Genomic DNA, 16,924 nt, shown 5'->3' on the forward strand with positions numbered 1-16,924 from the left:
CTGTTGTATGCGTGGTATGGACACCCGTACTGTAATCGTGGCTCTCCTGACGCTGCTGGTCGGGGTCGGAATCGCGACGATGCCCGCGGCGGCACAGTCCACCGAAGACCCCCTCGGCGACACCGACATCGAACTCGGCGGCGACGGCGTTCCCGGCGAGATAACCTTCGAAACCGACGACGGCAGCACGCTCGTCGTCGACGGCGTCGTCACCGGCGGCCACGCGAGCGTCGACTGCATCGGGAGCGAATCGCAGGCCAGTTACTGCGACAAAGACGGTGAGTTGTACCTCGGCCCGGGTTCGCTGACCTACGAGGGGTACAACGAGTTCGAAAACCGAAACAGCGGTGGGTTCGGTGACTCAATCGCCGTCATGCAGGACGGCGAGGAAGTCGCCACCATCGACATCGAGACCCAAGACAACCCCGTCGCGGTCATCGTCGGCTTCCTCGGCGGCCTCGGCTTCGGGGTCTTCGGTTGAGTCCATCTTTAGCAGCGCTGGCAACGTATCGTCTCGGTCGCTCGTGAACACGGCAGCGACGCCGAACGATAGCGCTGAGGCGTCTTCGAGAGCGTCGTTACGCTTCGATGCGCTGGCGCTTCCGTTCCGAGAGCGTCTCCAGATATTCCTCGGCGTCGAGCGCGGCCATGCTCCCGGTCCCCGCCGAGGTAATCGCCTGCCGGTAGTTCGGGTCCGCAACGTCGCCGGCGGCGAAGACGCCGTCGACGGTCGTCCGAGCAGTCGGGCGACCGTCCGCGTCGGTCTGCGGGACGATGTAGCCGCTGTCGTCGCGTTCGACCCCCGTCCCCTCCAAGAAGTCCGTGTTCGGCGTGTGGCCGACGCCGTAGAACACGCCGCCGACATCGACCGTTTCGGTGTCGACCTCGATACCCGCTTCGGCTTTCTCCCGTGGATACCCGTCGGGGTGAGAGACGAGCGTCGCACCGGTCACGCCCTCTTCCTGTGAGCCGTGGAGGGCCTGTAGCTCCGTGTTCCATCGGAACTCGATGTCCTCGTGCTCGCGGGCGCGTTCGGCCATGATTTCGGAGGCGCGGAGCTCCTCGCGTCGGTGGACGATGGTAACGGAGTCGGCGAACTTCGTGAGGAACAGCGCCTCTTCCATCGCGCTGTCGCCGCCACCGATAACGAGAACGTCGTCCCCGCGGTGGAACGCGCCGTCACAGGTCGCACACGTCGACAGCCCGTACCCCATCAGGTCGGCTTCGTTCTCGGCGCCGACCCAGCGGGCGCTGGCGCCGGTGGCGACGACGAACGCACGCGTTCGAATCGTCTCACCCGTCGAGAGGGTGAGCTCTTTCGGCTGCCCGGCGAGGGTCGCGGACTCGACGCTCCCGTGTTGGAACGTCGCGCCGAACCGCTCGGCTTGCTCTTTGCCCTGCTGGACCAGTTCCATGCCGCCGACACCCTCGGGGAACCCGAGGAAGTTCTCGACGTCGGTAGTCAGCGTCAGCTGGCCGCCGGGCTCGTCGCCCTCGAGAACGAGGGGGTCGAGGTCGGCACGCGCCGCGTAGACGGCCGCCGAGAGGCCGGCGATGCCCGAGCCCGCGACGACCACGTCGTGGATGTCCTCGCTCATTTACTCGGTGTACCCCTGTATCAGCGAGCGGAGTTGGTCTTCGCCCTGGACGCCGACGATTTCCTCGACCTGCTCGCCGTCGGCGAAGAGGACGAGCGTGGGGACCCCGCGGACGCCGTAGGCGGCCGCCAACTGCTGGTTCGCGTCCACGTCGACTTTCGCGACCGCGGCGTCGGTCTCGGCGGCCAGTCGGTCGACGATGGGCGCAATCATCTGACAGGGCCCACACCAATCGGCGTAGAAGTCCGCGAGGACCACGTCGTTGTCCGCGACGAACTCGTCCAGTTCGCTCTGCCCGGCGATGGGACGTGGTTCATCGGGTGTGGTTGCTCCTGCGTCGGAAGCGGTTTCGACTGTCATCACCTCTCGATAGGGACCAGTAGTAATTAAGGGTTATGGGAATTTTCTGCAATACTGTTATAGCAATACCCCATCGACCTGAGAGTAACCGACGGCAGAAGAGAGACCCGACTCGACGCTGTACAGCCCGTGTTCGAAACCCCGGAGATGACTAACCTTCGAGTGAGTTGGCAGCGTCATTTCGTTCGTATTTGTTCTCGAACTCCTCGATGAGTTGGCCCATCTTCGCGTACCAGTCGTTGAGGAACCGCTGCATGTCGTCGGTGACGTTCGAGGCCGGCTTGTACACGTGGTAGTAGCCGCCCTGGTCGTAGTTGACCTGCTCTTTCTGGATGAATCCGGCCTGAAGCAGCCGCTGGACGGCGCGGTACGCCGTCGAGCGCTCGCGGTCGACCGACTCCGCAATCGCGTCGACGGTTAGCGGTTCGTCCGTGTGAACGAGCGTTTGGAAGACCTCTCTGTCGAGCCGTTTGAGCCCGTGAAAGCACTCCAAGAGCCCCTCACACGCCATATCCTGCTGGAGTTGTTCAGCCATCGAGTCGACCATTGGTATCACGTTCGACTACGTGCTCCGGGACCAAAATACTTGTGTATAGAATTTGCAATTCTGTACAAGTATAGAATCGGTGAGGGCGTCAACTCACGCAATCGAACACGTCTGTGGATTACCCGTTCGGCCGAGGAAAAACAGCAACAGCAGGATGCCGCCGAGTCGGAGGAGGTTCCCCTCGAAGGGCAGTGCGGCCATCGCACCGACGAAGCCGAGGGCGCCGAGAACGCCGGCACCGCAACTCGCACACCCGGCCGCGAGGAACCCGGGAACGACGCCGAGCATCGTCGACGCGCTCGTTCGGCGGGCCCGCCGGAAGAGGGTAATCGCATGCGTCGCCGCGATGCCCGTCAACAGCGCGTAGGTCACGACCAAGAGGAGTCCGAGCCACCCGACGCTCAGATACGTTTCCCGGGTGAGGGCGGTAATCCCGTAGAGGAGGTCGGCCGGATTCCTCGTCAGGAGCTGAATGGAGAACTGGGGGAACGTACTCAGCACCAGAATCGAATACGCGAGGACGGTCACGACGCCGGCAGTCACGAGTCGGCCATCGGACGTGAGCGGATAGCCGAGTGCGTCGGGGAGTCCTCGGAGCCACGCCGGAGCCGCATCCCGCGTGGTACTCACGCGTCCAACACCCGGTCGAGCGCATTCGAGAAGGTGTCGTAGGGGTGTGCACCGACGAGTTTACCCGCCGCGTCGGCGTCGCGATTGTAGAGGACGAACCCGGGTGTCCCCCTGATTTCGACCGATTGGGCGACGCCGACGTTCGTCTCGATGGCGTCACGGATGGCGTCGCCGCGGGACTCCCGACAGCTGTCGACGGCCGAGACGGAAACGCCGTCGGTCCGTTCGGTGATGCTCCTGAACGTCGCCTCGTCGGCCCAGTCGTGTCCCGATTCCGATTGGGCGTCGAACGCTGCCTCGTGCCACCGCCAGAAGGCTTCGGGGTCGGTTCGTTCGACCGCCCGCCACACGCAGCGACTCCAGACGACCGCCGGCATCGAGTACTCCCCGATGTTCGGATACGGCAAGACGACGAGTCGCACGTCCCCGGTGTCGATGTACTCCGAGCCGACCTTGGGGAGGGTTTCGGTTTCGAACTTCTTGCAGAACGGACACAGGTAGTCCGTCCAGTAGTACACGTCGACCGTCGCTTCAGGGTCACCCACGAGCGGTCGGCCGGCGAGTTCGACACCGAATCCGGTCGTCTCCTCGCTGGTGTGGAACGTCTCCGGAACGTATTCGGGTTCGTCGGATTCAGAGCCGGATGCGAGGTACGCGACTCCACCGCCGAACAGGACCGTCGCACCGCCGGCGGCAATCGCCCGCCTGCGCGTAATCTTGCTCTTGCTATCCATTCACGTGCAATTGTCACTATCAAGCGTCATCGGTGTTTCGATTGTCCGACTTCGGTAGCGACTCACAAGGGCGAGTTCGTTCCCGCCGCCATCCATCCGAAGAACCCGAAAGGGGTTTGTCCCGAGAGCCCAATACTCCACAGGAATGACGCTCCCAATCGATCCGTCACAGATCAGCCCCGACGACATCGGTGAAGCCGAAGCGACCCTGGAGATGGACCACGAGGAAGCCATCGAACACGTCCGCGAGGTGTTCACCAACGCCGGGTTCGGCATCCCAGTCGAGTTCTCGCCCTCGGAGATGCTCAACGAGAAGGTCGACGCCGGCCGAGACCCCTACTACGTGCTCGGCGCCTGCAATCCGGCGGTTGCCGAGAAGGCGCTCGACGCGACCGACAACAAACTCGGCGCGCTGATGCCCTGCAACGTCGTCATCTGGGAGGAAAGTCCCGGCACCCAGCACGTCTATCACGTCTCGATTATGCGCATCGGCCGGCTCGTCGGCATGGCGCCCGACGACGAGGAGATGGCGGACATCGTGGCCGAGACCGGTGAACTCGTCGACGACGCCTTCGAGAACCTATAATGGGGTTCCACACCTTCGACGCCGACCGCGCCGACAAACTCGAAGAGGCGGGCAAGCGGTATCGGTTCCTCTCCGCCGAGGAGTTGCTCTGGGCGCTCTCACCGAGCGACGACGACCACGTCGCCGACTTCGGGAGCGGCACGGGGTTCTTCACCGACGACGTCGCCCCGCACGTGGACACCGTGCACGCAGTCGACGTTCAGGAGGCGATGCACGACTACTACCGGGAGAAAGGCGTCCCGGACAACGTCGAACTCGTGACGAGCGGCGTGGGCGACCTCCCGCTCGCCACCGGGAGCCTCGACGGGGCGTTCTCGACGATGACGTACCACGAATTCGCCAGCGACGAGGCGCTCGCCGAAATCGCTCGCGTGCTGAAAAGCGAGGGAACTCTCGCCATCGTCGACTGGGCCGCCTCGGGCGACGGGAGCTATGGACCGCCGGTCGACGAGCGGTTCACCGCCGAGGAAGCGGTCGATGCCCTCCGGGAGACGGGGTTCACCGTCACGCACGAGGCCGTTCGACCGGAAACGTTCCTGCTCACGGCGACGGCGCCGTCGGAGTAGCTACTGGGCCGAAACGCCTCGACAGAAAGTGGGACCGCCCGAATTTGAATCGGGGTTACAGCGTCCCAAACGCTGAAGGATACCAAGCTACCCCACGGTCCCGCATTCCTACCGAGGCCCCCCGAGCGTGAAAACGTTTCGTTCCGGGCCCCAAGGGCTATATCTTCGCACGGAGAATCGCGTCGATATGGTGACACCAGTCGAGATCGGCCTGTTCGTGCTCGTGTTGGCGCTGCTGTTCGGCGCCTATCGAGTCATCAAGGCCGTCAAACCGTTCATCGTCAACGCCGTCGTCGGCGTGATAATCCTGTTCGTAGCCAGTTTCCTCGGGGTGCCGATAGAGATAACGGCGGTGGCAGTACTCATCTGTGCCGTCGGCGGCGTCCCCGGCGCGATACTCGTCATCGCGTTGGCGTATCTCGACATCGCCTTCGTCGGGACGATGGCACCGCTCGTGGTGTAGGTCAGCAACCCGCAGTGGACGTGATGGAGTAGCACAAACGGCTGTTTGAGCTTAGGGTACCCCTTTGATATCCCCGTCCGTTCGCTCTCGTATGCGACACGCCACGGTGCCTCGCCGACTGTTCGAACCCCTCCGGGCGGCCACCGGAACGCTCCTCACTATCGTCGAGGGGATGGCGTTCTGGGCCGCCGCCGTCTTCCCGCTGGTGTACGTGGTCGCGGTCCTGCTGTACGACGCCGGTGTCGTCTCCGAAACCGAACTGGTCGCGTTGGTCGCGCTCAACGCCGTCTCGATAGTCGTCGGCCACCAGCACCGCTCACAGCCATGACGATGCGCCAACAGACCCACCCCTCCAGTCGCCTCCTCGAGTACCTCGAACGCCGCGCGGCCGACGGCGAGATATACGTCAAGAGTAAGTTCCTCGCCGAGGACCTCGACCTCTCGGCGTCCCAAATCGGCGTGTTGCTCGGCCGACTGCAGGACTCGACGGAGACCCTCGACATCGAGCAGTGGTCCTACACCAACGCGACGACGTGGCGCATCGCGCCCGCCGAGTAATCAGTGCTCGTCGCGGAGTTCGATTTCCGCGACGAGTTCGTAGGGGTCTGCGCCCTTCCGAATCGAATCGAGCATGGCGAAGGCCTCGTCGGGCGCGAGGAAGTGTTCGGTGACCGCCCGACCCAGCGGCGTCGGCCGGAAGCCGTCGATGAACTCGTATTCGATGAGTTTGCCGACGGCGTGTTTCGTCGGCACCTCCCCGACCATGCGGTCGTTGAGCGCCTTCGCTCGCTTGCCGGCGACGGTGATGTTGGCGAGCGTCTCCTCGATTGCGGCGGCCTCGTCGTAGCGGGTGACGACCGGCTCCATCTCCCCTTTCAGCAGTTTGAACGCCACCTCGTCTTCGGTCATCTCCATGGAACTGTGATACGAGCAGTCGGGTTCGACGAGCGTGTAGACGGTCCCTTTGTCGTGGTAGTCCGGGCGGCCCGCACGCCCCAGCATCTGCTCGAATTCCTGGACGGAGAGCCACTCGATGCCCATCGCCAGCGAGTCGAAGATGACCTGTGAGGCCGGGAAGTCGACACCGGCGGCGAGGGCCGCCGTGGTGACGACCGCCGCGAGGTCCTGCTCGCCGAACTGCCGTTCGACCTGCTTGCGGCGGCCGTAATCGAGGCCGGCGTGATACGGCGCCGAATCGTACTCGAGTTGCCGGGATATCTCGTGACAGCGCCGCCGGGAGTTCGTGAAGATAATCGTCTGTCCGCGATACCCCTTCGAGGATTTCGAGTCGAAGGCCCGCCGGACGAGTTTGTTCTCGATGTCCAACTTCTCGCCGCCGTCGGCGAAGGTGACGTGGCGCTCGATGGGAACCGGTCGTTCCTCGAACTCGATGAGTTGGGCGTCGAGTTTCCCGGCGAGGTCGCCGGGATTGCCGACCGTCGCGGAGAGGTAGACGTACTGGGTGTTGCAGTCGTTGCTCTCCGAGTAGTGCTTGAGTCGGGAGATGAGGCCGTCGAGGCGGTGGCCGCGTTCCTCCTCGCCCAGCGTGTGGACCTCGTCGATGACGACGGTGCCGATGTCGCCGAGGTCCTTGCCGGTCCGCAACGCGTGGTCGATGCCCTCGTAGGTGCCGACGATGACGTCCGCCCCGGGGTCGAAGCGGTTGCCCGAATCCCGGATGCGGGAGGCGCCGACCCGCAACGTCACGTCGAGTAAATCGCCGTAGTCGTCCTCGAAGTCCTCGTGTTTCTGGTTCGCCAGCGCCACGAGGGGAACGAGAAACAGCATCTTCCCCTTCCCTTTCAGCGCGCGGTCGATGCCGGCGAGTTCGCCGACTAGCGTCTTGCCGGTCGCCGTCGCGCTCACGACGAGCTGGTCGCGTCCCTCCAGGAGGTCGTTGTCGACGGCGAGACTCTGGACGGGCAGCAGGGTGTCGAACTCCTCGAGCCGAGATTTCAACTCCGGGTGTACGTCGATGTCGCTGGTCGGAACGAGGTCGATGTCGTCGGTCGTCGCCGAGATTTCGTCGAACTTCGTCAGTTCGGGGTCGAGTTGTCCCGAAAGCAGGTTCGCGACGCGTTCGAGGTCGCCGACCTCCAACAGGAGGTCCTCGAGGCGGTCCCGGGCGCCCGAGCGGAGGCCACGGTAGTTCGCCTCCCGTTCGAGTTCGCGTTTCGCACAGTCGAGACAGATGTGTTCGTTATCGTATTTGATAGCCGTCTCGGAGGTCAACGGCGAGTACCGGCCCTTGCCCGCACAGATACGGCAGGTCCGGACCTGCTTCGCGTCGAGTTGATACCCCTCCAGCATGGACTCGATGTCCCGGCGGCCCTCCCGAGAGGTCTGCTGGGAGATGCGGATGCGGCCGGCGCGGCGGGCCATCTCGACGAACTGCTCGGGGCGGCGCGGTATCTCGTCGTCGCCGTCCTTCACGCGGAAGCGGCCGGGACGGGGGCCGGCGCTCGTCTCCTTGAGGTCGAGACGGCCCTGTAGCAGTCGCTCGCCATCGCGGCGGATTACGACGGTGAAATCGTCACGCGCCTCGTGGAGGAACAGCGTGTCGACCTCGGCGACCTGCTGTGACACGAGAGAGTGTAGTGTATCGGGGTATTTCAGTCGTCCGGGACGGATGCAAACGGATGCCAATCGGCGAATCGGCGACCAATGTTATAATAACAATCGTGCGATATCCTAGCATACTGTGCTCCCGGTCGGTCGGGAGGGCGGGCAAGGAGGGAAAAACAGATGCCAACCTACGTCCACCTGATGGAACTCGGCAAAGAGAACCTCGAAACGATGGAGCGGAGTCCGGACAGACGGCAGGCCGCCCGCGAGCTGGTCGCCGACCACGGCGGGGAGCTACTGGCGTTCTACTACACGTTCGGCCGGTACGACGTGGTCGCAATCGCCGAGTACCCGGACGACGGTGCGGCCGCACGCGCCGCCATCACCTTCCGCGGCGAGGGCAACACGAGCGTCGAGACGCTGCCGGCGTTCACCGAAGCCGAGTGGGACGAGGAGGTCGTCGAGAAACTGGCGTGAGGAGAGCCTCACCGTCTCGGTGCGTCGACGCGCTTACTCCAAGAGTTCGATTGCGTCGTCGCCGTTCGGCACCGCACAGATGAACGCTCCCGGGTCGTCGCTTTCGTTGCGGTACCAGTGGACCGTCCCGGCGGGGATGTGTAGCGAGTCGCCGGCGGAGACGGTATACTCCACGTCTCCGAGCCCCACGACGTACTCGCCTTCGAGGACGTACTGTTCGTGTTCGATGTCGTTGGTATGTTTCGGCACCTCGGCGCCCGCTTCGAGGACGAACCGTCGCAACGCGAGGTTCGGCGCGCCGTGTTCGGGGCCGACGAGGACGCCCTTCGAGAGGCCCTCGGCGGCCGAGACGGGTTCGTACTCGATGTCGTCCGCACGGCGGACGAGCGGTCGGTCTGCTGTTGACTCCGGTTCGGACATGTTCGGGGCTACGAACCAGGGGAGTACGAACCCATCGGTCAGTCTTTTAATAGGGTCGCGGACCCACAAACACCCATGAAGAACTTTCGCGTCGGCAGCGCCTTCGGGATACCCATCAAATTGGACCTGACGTTCCTGCTGATTCTGCCGGTGTTCGCCTACCTCATCGGCATCCAGTTGGAGAGTCTCATCGAACTCCTCAACGCGCAGTTCACCGTCGCCTTCGACGCCAGCGTGCTCGCGGCATCGACCGGGACCCGCTTCGGTATCGGGCTGGCCGCGGCGCTGGGGCTGTTCTTCTGTGTCGTCCTCCACGAGTTCGGCCACTCGCTGGTGGCGCGTCGCTACGGCGTCCACATCGACTCGATTACGCTGTGGCTGCTCGGCGGCATCGCACAGATGCAGGAGATTCCCGAGGACTGGAAACAGGAGTTCAACATCGCCATCGCCGGCCCCATCGTTTCGGTGCTGGCCGGCGTCGCCGCCTACTTCGCCTTCCGGACGGTCCCCGACGGCGGCTTCCTGCTGGAAGCCACCCAGTTCACGCTCGCGTATCTCGCCATCATGAACATCGTGCTGGCGGTGTTCAACATGCTCCCGGGCTTTCCGATGGACGGCGGCCGCATCCTCCGGGCACTGTTGGCCCGGAACCGACCACACGCACAGGCGACCCAGCAGGCCGCCCGCGTCGGCCAACTGTTCGCCATCCTCCTGGGACTGTTCGGCCTGCTCATCAACTTCAATCCGTTTCTCATCGTGCTGGCGTTCTTCATCTACATCGCCGCCGCCTCGGAATCGACGCGGACGGTGATGAACGCCGCCTTCGATGGCGTCACCGTCAGCGACGTGATGACCCCCCGGGACCGACTCGACGTGGTCACCCCGAAGACGACCGTCGCCGAGTTGGTCGAACGGATGTTCCGAGACCGCCACACCGGCTACCCGGTCATGGAGGGTGACCGCGTCGCCGGCGTCGTCACCCTCGACGACGCCCGCGAAGTCGACGCAGTCGAACGCGACGCCTACCGCGTCGAAGACATCATGAGCCACGACATCCACGCCGTCGAACCGGACGTGCCGGTGATGACCGCCTTCGAGACGATGCAGCAGAACGGCGTCGGCCGCCTGCTCGTCATCGAGGGTGAAACCGCCGAGGAGTCCGGTCGTCTCGTCGGCCTGCTCTCCCGGACCGACGTGATGACCGCCCTCGACATCGTGAAGTCGGGTGGGTCGCCGAGTCGCCGCTCCGTCGGCGGCGACGCTCGTGGCGCCGAGGCACTGGACCGCGAGCGAGCCTGACGCCGAGCGACTTTTCTTCGCCGACCCGCTGGAGTCGGTGTGGACCTCCACGTCAGATACGAGGGCGACGACGACCCCGAGAAGTGCTCGGCTCGAAAGCTCGCGCGCTTCGACCTCGTTTCCCTCCATCGCTCGGCGCGGGCGACCCCGCCCGGTATCGTACTCGACCCCCACGCCGAGCAGGCGCTGTCGCCGGCCGATGCCGACGAAAGCGATGCCCTCGTCGCCCTCGACTGTTCGTGGGAAACCGCCGAAGCCGAGGCGTTCAAACTCGACGGGCCACATCGGGCGCTTCCCTTTCTCGTCGCCGCCAACCCGGTCAACTACGGGACGCCGTTTCAGTTGAACACCGTCGAGGCGTTCGCCGCGGCGCTGTGTATCCTCGGCGAGCGCGACCACGCCGAGGAACTGCTCGGGAAGTTCCGGTGGGGCCACACGTTCCTGGAGTTGAACGACGAACCCCTCCGGCGCTACGCCGACTGTGCGGATTCGGCCGAAGTCGTCGCCGTCCAATCGGAGTACCTCGACCGCGGCGAGGAGTGAGTCACCACCTGAATCCGACGGGGTCCGCGGGCGGGTCGAGCGGACTCGTTGGCAGGTTCTCCTCGAGGTCAGTCGCGTTGTACGCTCCCGGCGCCACGTCGTTCGGCGTCTCGGGGTAGAACAGCGAGGCGAGCAGTTGGATGTGTCCCCGACCGACGCCGAGTTCGAACTGCCCGCCGCCGTACATCGAGATTCCGTTTGTCTCGCAGTAGTCGATGGCGGCAAGCAGTGATTCGACGGTGCCGAACCGTGAGGGCTTGATGTTGAGCCAGTTCGGTTCGAACGGCAGCGCCTCGATGTCGTCGACGCTCGTTATCGGCGCGTCCCACGACAGTCGGTCGCTGACAGATTCGAGGATTGGTCGCGTTTCCTCGGTCACTGCGGGGTCCTCGATGACCGCTTCGGGAAACGTTTCGACGATGCGGCGATAGAGGTCGGGGTCGACGGAGCCATCGACGGTCGTTCCCTCGTAGTGGCCCTTCAAATCCAGCGTCCGGACGCCGCCGCGTTCGGCGACTGCGGCACAGAACGCTTCGTCCCACTCATCGGTGGGGTCGAGTTTGAACTCGGCGTCGGGAGCGACCGCCCGGATGTCGTCGAGGCGTTCGGGCGACTCCAGGCGCGTGCTGACGACGAACCGGACCGGGTCGTAACGCCGGTTCAAGACGCTTCCGAGGTCGGTGTCGGCCTGCCGCAGCGCCAAATCCAGCGCCGCGCTCTCGAAGCCCCACCGCCGGTAGTGGGCATCCGCCTCGTTGGTCGGCGGTTCGGGGAACAGCGAGAGTGAATCGAGGTGCGCCGAAAAGGAATCGAGCGTGTACTCCCCCGAAAGGTCGAGGCCGCCGTCTTCGTAGGTATCCTGAAACAGTCGCTGGTCGTCGGCGTCGTAGCCCACGTCCTCGCCGCGGCCGGTCTCTCCGTCGCCGGACAGCGAAATCGTCGTGGAAACGCGTGTGAATCCACTCGAAACGTCGCGCTGGGCAGCGTCGAGTTCGTAGCCGTCGACGACGAGCGGCAGGTCCGCGAGTCGGTCGTACATACCCCGGCTTCGATTGGGAGCCACCTAAACCCACGAGGAGGAGGGTCGAATCGATGGCACCGACGAAGGGAAAGGTTAAACGGCAGCGACCGCCTCGGAACTGGTATGGCTAGCTTCGAAGAGGCGGAAAAGCGCACCCTCGAGAAGATGATTTGCATGCGCTGTAACGCCCGAAACTCCAAGCGAGCGAAACGATGTCGGAAGTGCGGTTACAAGAACCTCCGCCCCAAGGCGAAGGAACGCCGCGCGGCCTAAACCGGCACTCGTTTCTCTCGTCAATCGCGTCCGACAGCCGTCGGCTCGTCGTCGCTACTCTTCGGGGTACTTCGGTTCCCGCTTCTCCGCTCGGCCGAGTGCCGTCTCCACCACGTCCCGAACGTCGCCGTGGAACACCTCGCCGTGGCCCGCGTACATGTGCTCGACGCCATCGCCCATCCGGTCGAGTAACGTCTCGATGCTCTCGATGAGCCGTTCTCTCGATTGGCCGGCCATGTCGGTGCGGCCGAAACTGCCGTAGTCGAAGGCGCCGTCGTCGTGGACGACCACGTCGCCGCTGAACAGCGTCGTCTCCGAGACGAAAGAGACGTGGTCGTCGGCGTGTCCCGGCGTGTACACCACGTCGAAGGCCTCGTCGCCGATGAACACCTGCTCGCCGTCGTCGAGGTCGCTGGCCCGGCGCGGGTGGTCGGCGTAGGCGTACAACGGCGCGTCGAAGGCGTCTAGCACGGCATCGAGTTGGGCGACGTGGTCGCCGTGCTGGTGGGTCAACACGACGGCGTCGAGGCCGTCGGTGTGTTCTCGAATGACGTCGACGACCCCGTCCATCGCACCCGCGTCGACGAGTACCGTTCGGTCCCCCTCGACGAGATACGCGTTGCAGGTGAACGTCTCCGCGTCCGCGGTTACGTTGGTTACGTCCATACCGACGCCACACGCTGTGGCGTATTGATGCTGGCGGCACCGAAAGCGACCCCGAGCGGCGCATCATTTACAATCATGAAACACATACCCACGGATGACCATGGGGTTCGGAAGCTACGACGAATCCGAACAGGAGTCCCAGCAAATCGACACCGACATCGAGGAAGACGGCCAGTCGACGCTGCCCACTCACGACGGCGAGGTCGAATTCGAGTACGACGACGCCTCCAGCGAGGACCTCCTGGAGACGTTCGAGGAAATCAAAGGGCAGTGAGGTGAAACCCGGCCGCCGCGCGCTCGGCATCGCGGAATCGTACCGCGGCACCGACGACGGCGCGAGTAGCACACTCGGTGGTGCGGTGGTCCGTGCTAACCGAGTCGTCGACGACTTCGTTTTCGGGTCGTGTACCGTCGGCGGCAGCGACGCCACCGCCGCCATTATCGACTGCTGGCGGCGTCTCGACCGCCCGGACGTGCGGTACGTGTTCGTCGCGGGCGTCGCCCTCGCGTGGTACAACACCCTCGACCTCGATGCGATTCACGAGGCGGCCGACCGACCCGTCGTCGCCGTCTCCTTCGAGGACAGCGAGGGGCTCTCCGAGGCCATCGAGGACGCCTTCGAGGGCCCCGAGCGCGAACGCCGCCTCGACAGCTATCGGGCGCTGCCGGAGCGGCGGCGTGTTACGGTCGATGGCCGGGACCTCTTCGTCCGGAGCGTCGGCCTCGATACCGACGATGCCGACGAAATCGTCGCGGCCTACACTCACGAACGCCGACCCGAACCGCTCCGCGTGGCGAAACGGGCGGCGCGGCGCGTCGACGCCATCCGCGGTGGGGCCGGCGGCGGGTTCCGGCGGGATTAACTCGCCCGAGAGCGACCGACCGCCATGGACGATATCGACGTACACGACTGCACCCGGTGTGAGGAGTTGTGTGCCTCCCGGAGCCGCATCGTCAACGGCGTCGGGGCGACGGACGCCGAGTTGCTGTTCGTCGGCGAGGCACCGGGGGCACAGGAGGACGCCGAGGGCGAACCGTTCGTCGGCCGCTCCGGCGACGTGCTGACCGAGGCGCTCCGGGACCGTGGGCTGGCACGTCGAGACGTTCGTATCACGAACTGCGTCCGCTGTCGGCCGCCGGAGAACCGCGACCCGACCGTCGAGGAACGAGAGAACTGCCGGGAGTACCTCGAAGGAGAAATCGATATCGTCGACCCTGCAGTCGTCGTGACGCTCGGGAAAGTACCCTCCGAGCATCTGCTGGAGCGGTCGGTCGCGGTGACGAAGGAGGCCGGCACGCTCCACGACGCCCGCATCGCCGGGTCGACGCGACGGCTGCTCGTCTGTGTTCACCCCGCGGCGACGCTGTACGACCCCAGCCAACGGGAGACGTTCGACGACGCCCTCGACGAAGCACTCGCCCTCGTCGACGACGAGGGGAGCGACGGCCAATCCCGGCTCGGAGATTTTTAAATACCCGGTTTACTGAGGCAGAAATTGACAAACCCATAAACACCTACTGGAGACGGTAACTATTAGAAAGGAGTGAACTACCCCACCCTACTCGCTCACCGCTGACGCGGTTCGCTCCTTGAGTGTGGGGCTTCCTGTTTCCACGACGCGCTTTGCAGATACGGGTGTATCCACAGGGAGCGCAGTCTCCACAGGCGTTGATTCGGAGTGAACCACTCCTACATCTTCGAGACCGCGAGAAAGAAGATTCCACGCCGCGTTCGCGTCCCTGTCCGCCTCGAACCCACACGAGGGACAGGAGTGTTCGCGCACCCACAGCGGCTTGTCTGTCTTGACACCACAGGCCGCGCATTCCTTCGTCGTCTCTTTCGGGTCAACCGCGATGAAGTGTGTCCCTTCGCGCTTGCACTTGTATTGGAGCATTCGTAGGAACGTTCCCCACGCCGCTCCCGCCCGGTTACGAGAGTTGCCCGGCAGTTCGACCAATCCCTTCGCGTCCAAGTCCTCAACCGCTACGAGGTCGTATCCTCTCGCGTAGTAGTTCGAGAGCTTGTGAAGGAAGTCTCGGCGCTTTCGCTTGAGGTTGGCGTGACGCTCGGCCACGACCTGCCGTTGTTTCTCCCAATTCGCAGACCCGTGTTCCTTCAGCGAGAGGTCGCGTTGGGCGCGTTCGAGCCGTTCGCGCTCCTCGCTGAAGTCGGGGCTTTTGATGGCGTACCCGTCGGTGTCGTGTGCGTACTTGAGAATCCCCACGTCGATTCCGACGACCTTCTCGGGATTCTCCGGTTTCTCTGGTGTATCCTCGTCCACGTCGATGCCGAACGTGGCATACCACTCGCCCGTGGGTTCTTGCTTGACCGTGACCTGTTTGATGGTCGCGTTCTCGGGAATGTCTCGGTGGAGGTGGATCGGAATATCGCCGATCTTGCTCAACCACAACGTAGGCCGACCACTCGTATTCTTGAGTTCGAAGCCGGACTGGTTGTAGGTGAGCGACCGATACTCCCGAGGCGGTTTCCACTTGAGCATCCCTACGGCGCGTCCGTTCTCCTTCTGTGCTTTGAGCGTGGAGAGATTGTCGTAGACGCGCTTGACGACCATCTGCAACACTTTCGAGTGAACGTCTCCGAGGGTGTCCCACCACTCTTTGAGGTCAGTGAGCGTGTCCTGTACCTCGTAACGAGTGGGAATCTCGTCTGCCTCGTTGAGTTTGTAGAGGACGTGGTTGTAGAGTTGCCTACAAGTATCGACGTGATGCAGAAGCGTCTCAGTGAGGGATTCTGGTGGGTCGAGTCGATACTTGTAGTTGTAGTGCATCTATGACTCTCGTTCTTCGATAAGTTCGTCCAGTTTCTCTTGAACGAACGAGGAAAGATTCAGGTGGTTATCCTGAATCCACTCCTCTTGGTCGTCTCGGATGGAGATGGTCTTTCGGGTCGTCACACCATAACTTACGTAATTTGCATAAAAGTAGTTTGTGGTTGACGTGGGCCTGTGGGCCAGCAACAAACAGGCGTATGAAAGATGATGACGGCGCTGTATCCCCTCCCTACTGCGCTACTCGGTCGCTTCGCTCTCTGCGTTGCTCCTTGAGGAAGGGGACTTAGCGCCTGAATACAGTTAAACGAGAGTCGTCACAGTTGATTGGTATGTCGAAGGGGTCCGCCATCAATCGACGTTCAGTGCTCAAAACGACCGGTGCAGCGGGTATTTTCGGACTGGCTGGCTGTATCGGCGGCAACGGCGGCGGAAACGGCAACGGCAATGGAAACGGCAACGGTAACGGCGGAACGCGAGGCGAAAGCGATGGCCCCACCGAGGTCCGGTTCATTCTGAACCCGGCGGAGGCTGACGTGGACATCTCCGAGCAGTACCAGCCGATGTTCGAGTACCTCGAATCCGAGGTCGACGTGACCATCGACCCGGTCGAAACCGCGAGTTACGCGGCGACGCTGCAGGAGATTCGCCGCGACGGCGGCGAAATCGCCGACACCTCGCCGTCGGCGGCGGTCGCCGGCGAGGACGTGGCGGACGTCATCGGCATCCGCGTCGCCTTCGGCGCCGCCCAGTACTTCTCGCTCATCACGACGACGCCCGACGATAACGGCGTCGACGAACTCGCCGAACTCGAAGGTCAGGAAGTCGCCATGGGCGCGACGCTGTCGGTCAGCGGCACGCTCGTCCCGATGGTGTTGCTGAAAAACGCCGGACTGGACGTGGGGACGGCCCCGGACGGCGACGCCGAGGATTTCACCGCCCGGTACTCCGACCACTCGACGGCGCGTGATCAACTCATCAACAACCCTTCGATTGCGGCGGCGACGACGGGTGCGTTCTCGACGGCACCGCACGTGCCCCAAGAGCAGTTCGACGAGATGTCGCAGGACTTCGTCGACATCTCCGCGGAGTACGAAAGCGCCGGGTCGGCGACCGACGAGGCCGAACTGAAACTGCTGGCCGTCTCCGACCCGCTGCCGCGGGCGCCGCTGATGTCGCGGTCGAACTGGGACGACCCGGTTCGAGAAGACATCGAGCAGGCCATCCTCGATGCGACCGAGGAGGACCTCTCCCACGGCGAGGACTACGACGGCGAACCGCTGTGGTTCACCGGCGTCGAACCCGGCACGAGCGAGGACTTCGAGCCGATTGCCGACGTACTCGACGAACTCGGCCTCGAGTTCGAGGACATCTCGTAACGTCGTCG

Annotated in this window: 25 protein-coding genes and 1 tRNA gene; 14 read left to right on the plus strand and 12 right to left on the minus strand. The window is 63.9% G+C overall.

What is annotated here, in order from left to right; all coding sequences use genetic code 11:
- Window positions 1-16 precede the first annotated feature (16 nt).
- Window positions 17-481 carry a hypothetical protein gene (locus tag HWX69_RS17520; RefSeq protein WP_178918309.1) on the plus strand — a complete coding sequence of 155 codons (465 nt, stop codon included), beginning with the start codon at window positions 17-19 and terminating at the stop codon, window positions 479-481.
- 97 nt (window positions 482-578) lie between these two features.
- On the opposite strand, the gene HWX69_RS17525 is transcribed toward HWX69_RS17520, so the two are convergent.
- The 5 genes from HWX69_RS17525 to HWX69_RS17545 form a co-directional block, all read right to left on the minus strand.
- Window positions 579-1,598: an NAD(P)/FAD-dependent oxidoreductase gene (locus HWX69_RS17525; RefSeq protein WP_178918310.1), complete on the minus strand. Its 1,020-nt coding sequence runs from the start codon at window positions 1,596-1,598 to the stop codon at window positions 579-581.
- The gene (trxA, locus tag HWX69_RS17530) at window positions 1,599-1,958 is read right to left on the minus strand and encodes a thioredoxin (protein WP_178918311.1); all 360 of its coding nucleotides are present in this window, start codon (window positions 1,956-1,958) and stop codon (window positions 1,599-1,601) included.
- A gap of 151 nt (window positions 1,959-2,109) precedes the next feature.
- A complete protein-coding gene (locus tag HWX69_RS17535; protein WP_178918380.1) occupies window positions 2,110-2,505 on the minus strand; it encodes a helix-turn-helix domain-containing protein in 396 nt (131 codons plus the stop codon).
- 93 nt (window positions 2,506-2,598) lie between these two features.
- Window positions 2,599-3,135, minus strand: a complete 537-nt coding sequence (locus HWX69_RS17540; RefSeq protein ID WP_178918312.1) for a hypothetical protein — start codon at window positions 3,133-3,135, stop codon at window positions 2,599-2,601.
- The gene (locus tag HWX69_RS17545) at window positions 3,132-3,869 is read right to left on the minus strand and encodes a DsbA family protein (RefSeq protein ID WP_178915034.1); all 738 of its coding nucleotides are present in this window, start codon (window positions 3,867-3,869) and stop codon (window positions 3,132-3,134) included. Before HWX69_RS17545 ends, HWX69_RS17540 begins: the two co-directional genes overlap by 4 nt.
- A 145-nt stretch (window positions 3,870-4,014) precedes the next feature.
- Between HWX69_RS17545 and HWX69_RS17550 the strand changes: the two genes are divergently transcribed.
- Entirely contained in the window at window positions 4,015-4,455 is a 441-nt protein-coding gene (locus HWX69_RS17550) for a DUF302 domain-containing protein (protein ID WP_178915035.1), read from the plus strand.
- Entirely contained in the window at window positions 4,455-5,021 is a 567-nt protein-coding gene (locus HWX69_RS17555; protein WP_178915036.1) for a class I SAM-dependent methyltransferase, read from the plus strand. Before HWX69_RS17550 ends, HWX69_RS17555 begins: the two co-directional genes overlap by 1 nt.
- Before the next feature lie 29 nt (window positions 5,022-5,050).
- Here HWX69_RS17555 and HWX69_RS17560 read toward each other — a convergent pair.
- A tRNA-Pro gene (locus HWX69_RS17560) sits at window positions 5,051-5,123 on the minus strand.
- Window positions 5,124-5,208: 85 nt separating this feature from the next.
- Between HWX69_RS17560 and HWX69_RS17565 the strand changes: the two genes are divergently transcribed.
- The 3 genes from HWX69_RS17565 to HWX69_RS17575 all read left to right on the plus strand — a co-directional run bounded on the left by HWX69_RS17565 (window position 5,209) and on the right by HWX69_RS17575 (window position 6,042).
- The gene (locus HWX69_RS17565) at window positions 5,209-5,484 is read left to right on the plus strand and encodes a pro-sigmaK processing inhibitor BofA family protein (protein ID WP_178915037.1); all 276 of its coding nucleotides are present in this window, start codon (window positions 5,209-5,211) and stop codon (window positions 5,482-5,484) included.
- Between the two features lie 91 nt (window positions 5,485-5,575).
- The gene (locus HWX69_RS17570; RefSeq protein ID WP_178915038.1) at window positions 5,576-5,812 is read left to right on the plus strand and encodes a hypothetical protein; all 237 of its coding nucleotides are present in this window, start codon (window positions 5,576-5,578) and stop codon (window positions 5,810-5,812) included.
- A complete protein-coding gene (locus HWX69_RS17575) occupies window positions 5,809-6,042 on the plus strand; it encodes a DUF7123 family protein (protein WP_178915039.1) in 234 nt (77 codons plus the stop codon). The genes HWX69_RS17570 and HWX69_RS17575 overlap by 4 nt, the downstream gene beginning before the upstream one ends.
- On the opposite strand, the gene HWX69_RS17580 is transcribed toward HWX69_RS17575, so the two are convergent.
- Window positions 6,043-8,070 (minus strand): DEAD/DEAH box helicase, encoded by a 2,028-nt coding sequence (locus HWX69_RS17580; RefSeq protein WP_178915040.1) that lies wholly within the window; start codon window positions 8,068-8,070, stop codon window positions 6,043-6,045. It lies immediately after the preceding gene.
- A 159-nt stretch (window positions 8,071-8,229) separates the two neighbouring features.
- Between HWX69_RS17580 and HWX69_RS17585 the strand changes: the two genes are divergently transcribed.
- The gene (locus tag HWX69_RS17585; RefSeq protein WP_178915041.1) at window positions 8,230-8,526 is read left to right on the plus strand and encodes a GYD domain-containing protein; all 297 of its coding nucleotides are present in this window, start codon (window positions 8,230-8,232) and stop codon (window positions 8,524-8,526) included.
- 33 nt (window positions 8,527-8,559) lie between these two features.
- On the opposite strand, the gene HWX69_RS17590 is transcribed toward HWX69_RS17585, so the two are convergent.
- On the minus strand, window positions 8,560-8,946 hold the full coding sequence (locus tag HWX69_RS17590; RefSeq protein ID WP_178915042.1) for a cupin domain-containing protein: 387 nt from the start codon (window positions 8,944-8,946) through the stop codon (window positions 8,560-8,562).
- A 75-nt stretch (window positions 8,947-9,021) separates the two neighbouring features.
- Between HWX69_RS17590 and HWX69_RS17595 the strand changes: the two genes are divergently transcribed.
- Window positions 9,022-10,245 (plus strand): site-2 protease family protein, encoded by a 1,224-nt coding sequence (locus tag HWX69_RS17595; RefSeq protein WP_178915043.1) that lies wholly within the window; start codon window positions 9,022-9,024, stop codon window positions 10,243-10,245.
- A gap of 39 nt (window positions 10,246-10,284) precedes the next feature.
- Window positions 10,285-10,788 carry a DUF367 family protein gene (locus HWX69_RS17600; protein ID WP_178915044.1) on the plus strand — a complete coding sequence of 168 codons (504 nt, stop codon included), beginning with the start codon at window positions 10,285-10,287 and terminating at the stop codon, window positions 10,786-10,788.
- Between the two features lies 1 nt (window position 10,789).
- Here the strand turns inward: HWX69_RS17600 and HWX69_RS17605 are convergent, their stop codons facing one another.
- Window positions 10,790-11,827 (minus strand): enolase-like domain-containing protein, encoded by a 1,038-nt coding sequence (locus tag HWX69_RS17605; protein ID WP_178915045.1) that lies wholly within the window; start codon window positions 11,825-11,827, stop codon window positions 10,790-10,792.
- A 105-nt stretch (window positions 11,828-11,932) separates the two neighbouring features.
- Between HWX69_RS17605 and HWX69_RS17610 the strand changes: the two genes are divergently transcribed.
- Window positions 11,933-12,082, plus strand: a complete 150-nt coding sequence (locus tag HWX69_RS17610) for a 50S ribosomal protein L40e (protein ID WP_178915046.1) — start codon at window positions 11,933-11,935, stop codon at window positions 12,080-12,082.
- A gap of 54 nt (window positions 12,083-12,136) precedes the next feature.
- Here the strand turns inward: HWX69_RS17610 and HWX69_RS17615 are convergent, their stop codons facing one another.
- A complete protein-coding gene (locus tag HWX69_RS17615; protein WP_178915047.1) occupies window positions 12,137-12,748 on the minus strand; it encodes an MBL fold metallo-hydrolase in 612 nt (203 codons plus the stop codon).
- Between the two features lie 100 nt (window positions 12,749-12,848).
- Here HWX69_RS17615 and HWX69_RS17620 point away from each other — a divergent pair, with 100 nt between their 5' ends.
- From HWX69_RS17620 to HWX69_RS17630, 3 genes are read left to right on the plus strand one after another with little or no spacing between them, the layout of a single operon-like run.
- The gene (locus HWX69_RS17620) at window positions 12,849-13,022 is read left to right on the plus strand and encodes a DUF5786 family protein (protein ID WP_178916569.1); all 174 of its coding nucleotides are present in this window, start codon (window positions 12,849-12,851) and stop codon (window positions 13,020-13,022) included.
- A gap of 1 nt (window position 13,023) precedes the next feature.
- Entirely contained in the window at window positions 13,024-13,611 is a 588-nt protein-coding gene (locus HWX69_RS17625) for an endonuclease dU (RefSeq protein ID WP_178915048.1), read from the plus strand.
- A 24-nt stretch (window positions 13,612-13,635) separates the two neighbouring features.
- A complete protein-coding gene (locus HWX69_RS17630) occupies window positions 13,636-14,220 on the plus strand; it encodes a uracil-DNA glycosylase (RefSeq protein WP_178915049.1) in 585 nt (194 codons plus the stop codon).
- Window positions 14,221-14,307: 87 nt separating this feature from the next.
- On the opposite strand, the gene HWX69_RS17635 is transcribed toward HWX69_RS17630, so the two are convergent.
- Both HWX69_RS17635 and HWX69_RS18330 read right to left on the minus strand, forming a co-directional pair.
- On the minus strand, window positions 14,308-15,537 hold the full coding sequence (locus HWX69_RS17635) for an RNA-guided endonuclease InsQ/TnpB family protein (RefSeq protein WP_178915050.1): 1,230 nt from the start codon (window positions 15,535-15,537) through the stop codon (window positions 14,308-14,310).
- Window positions 15,538-15,663, minus strand: a complete 126-nt coding sequence (locus tag HWX69_RS18330; RefSeq protein ID WP_281361526.1) for a hypothetical protein — start codon at window positions 15,661-15,663, stop codon at window positions 15,538-15,540.
- 206 nt (window positions 15,664-15,869) lie between these two features.
- Here HWX69_RS18330 and HWX69_RS17640 point away from each other — a divergent pair, with 206 nt between their 5' ends.
- Window positions 15,870-16,916: a PhnD/SsuA/transferrin family substrate-binding protein gene (locus HWX69_RS17640; RefSeq protein ID WP_178915051.1), complete on the plus strand. Its 1,047-nt coding sequence runs from the start codon at window positions 15,870-15,872 to the stop codon at window positions 16,914-16,916.
- Window positions 16,917-16,924 lie beyond the last annotated feature (8 nt).

The organism is Natronomonas gomsonensis (assembly GCF_013391635.1).
Taxonomy (GTDB): Archaea; Halobacteriota; Halobacteria; order Halobacteriales; family Haloarculaceae; genus Natronomonas; species Natronomonas gomsonensis_A.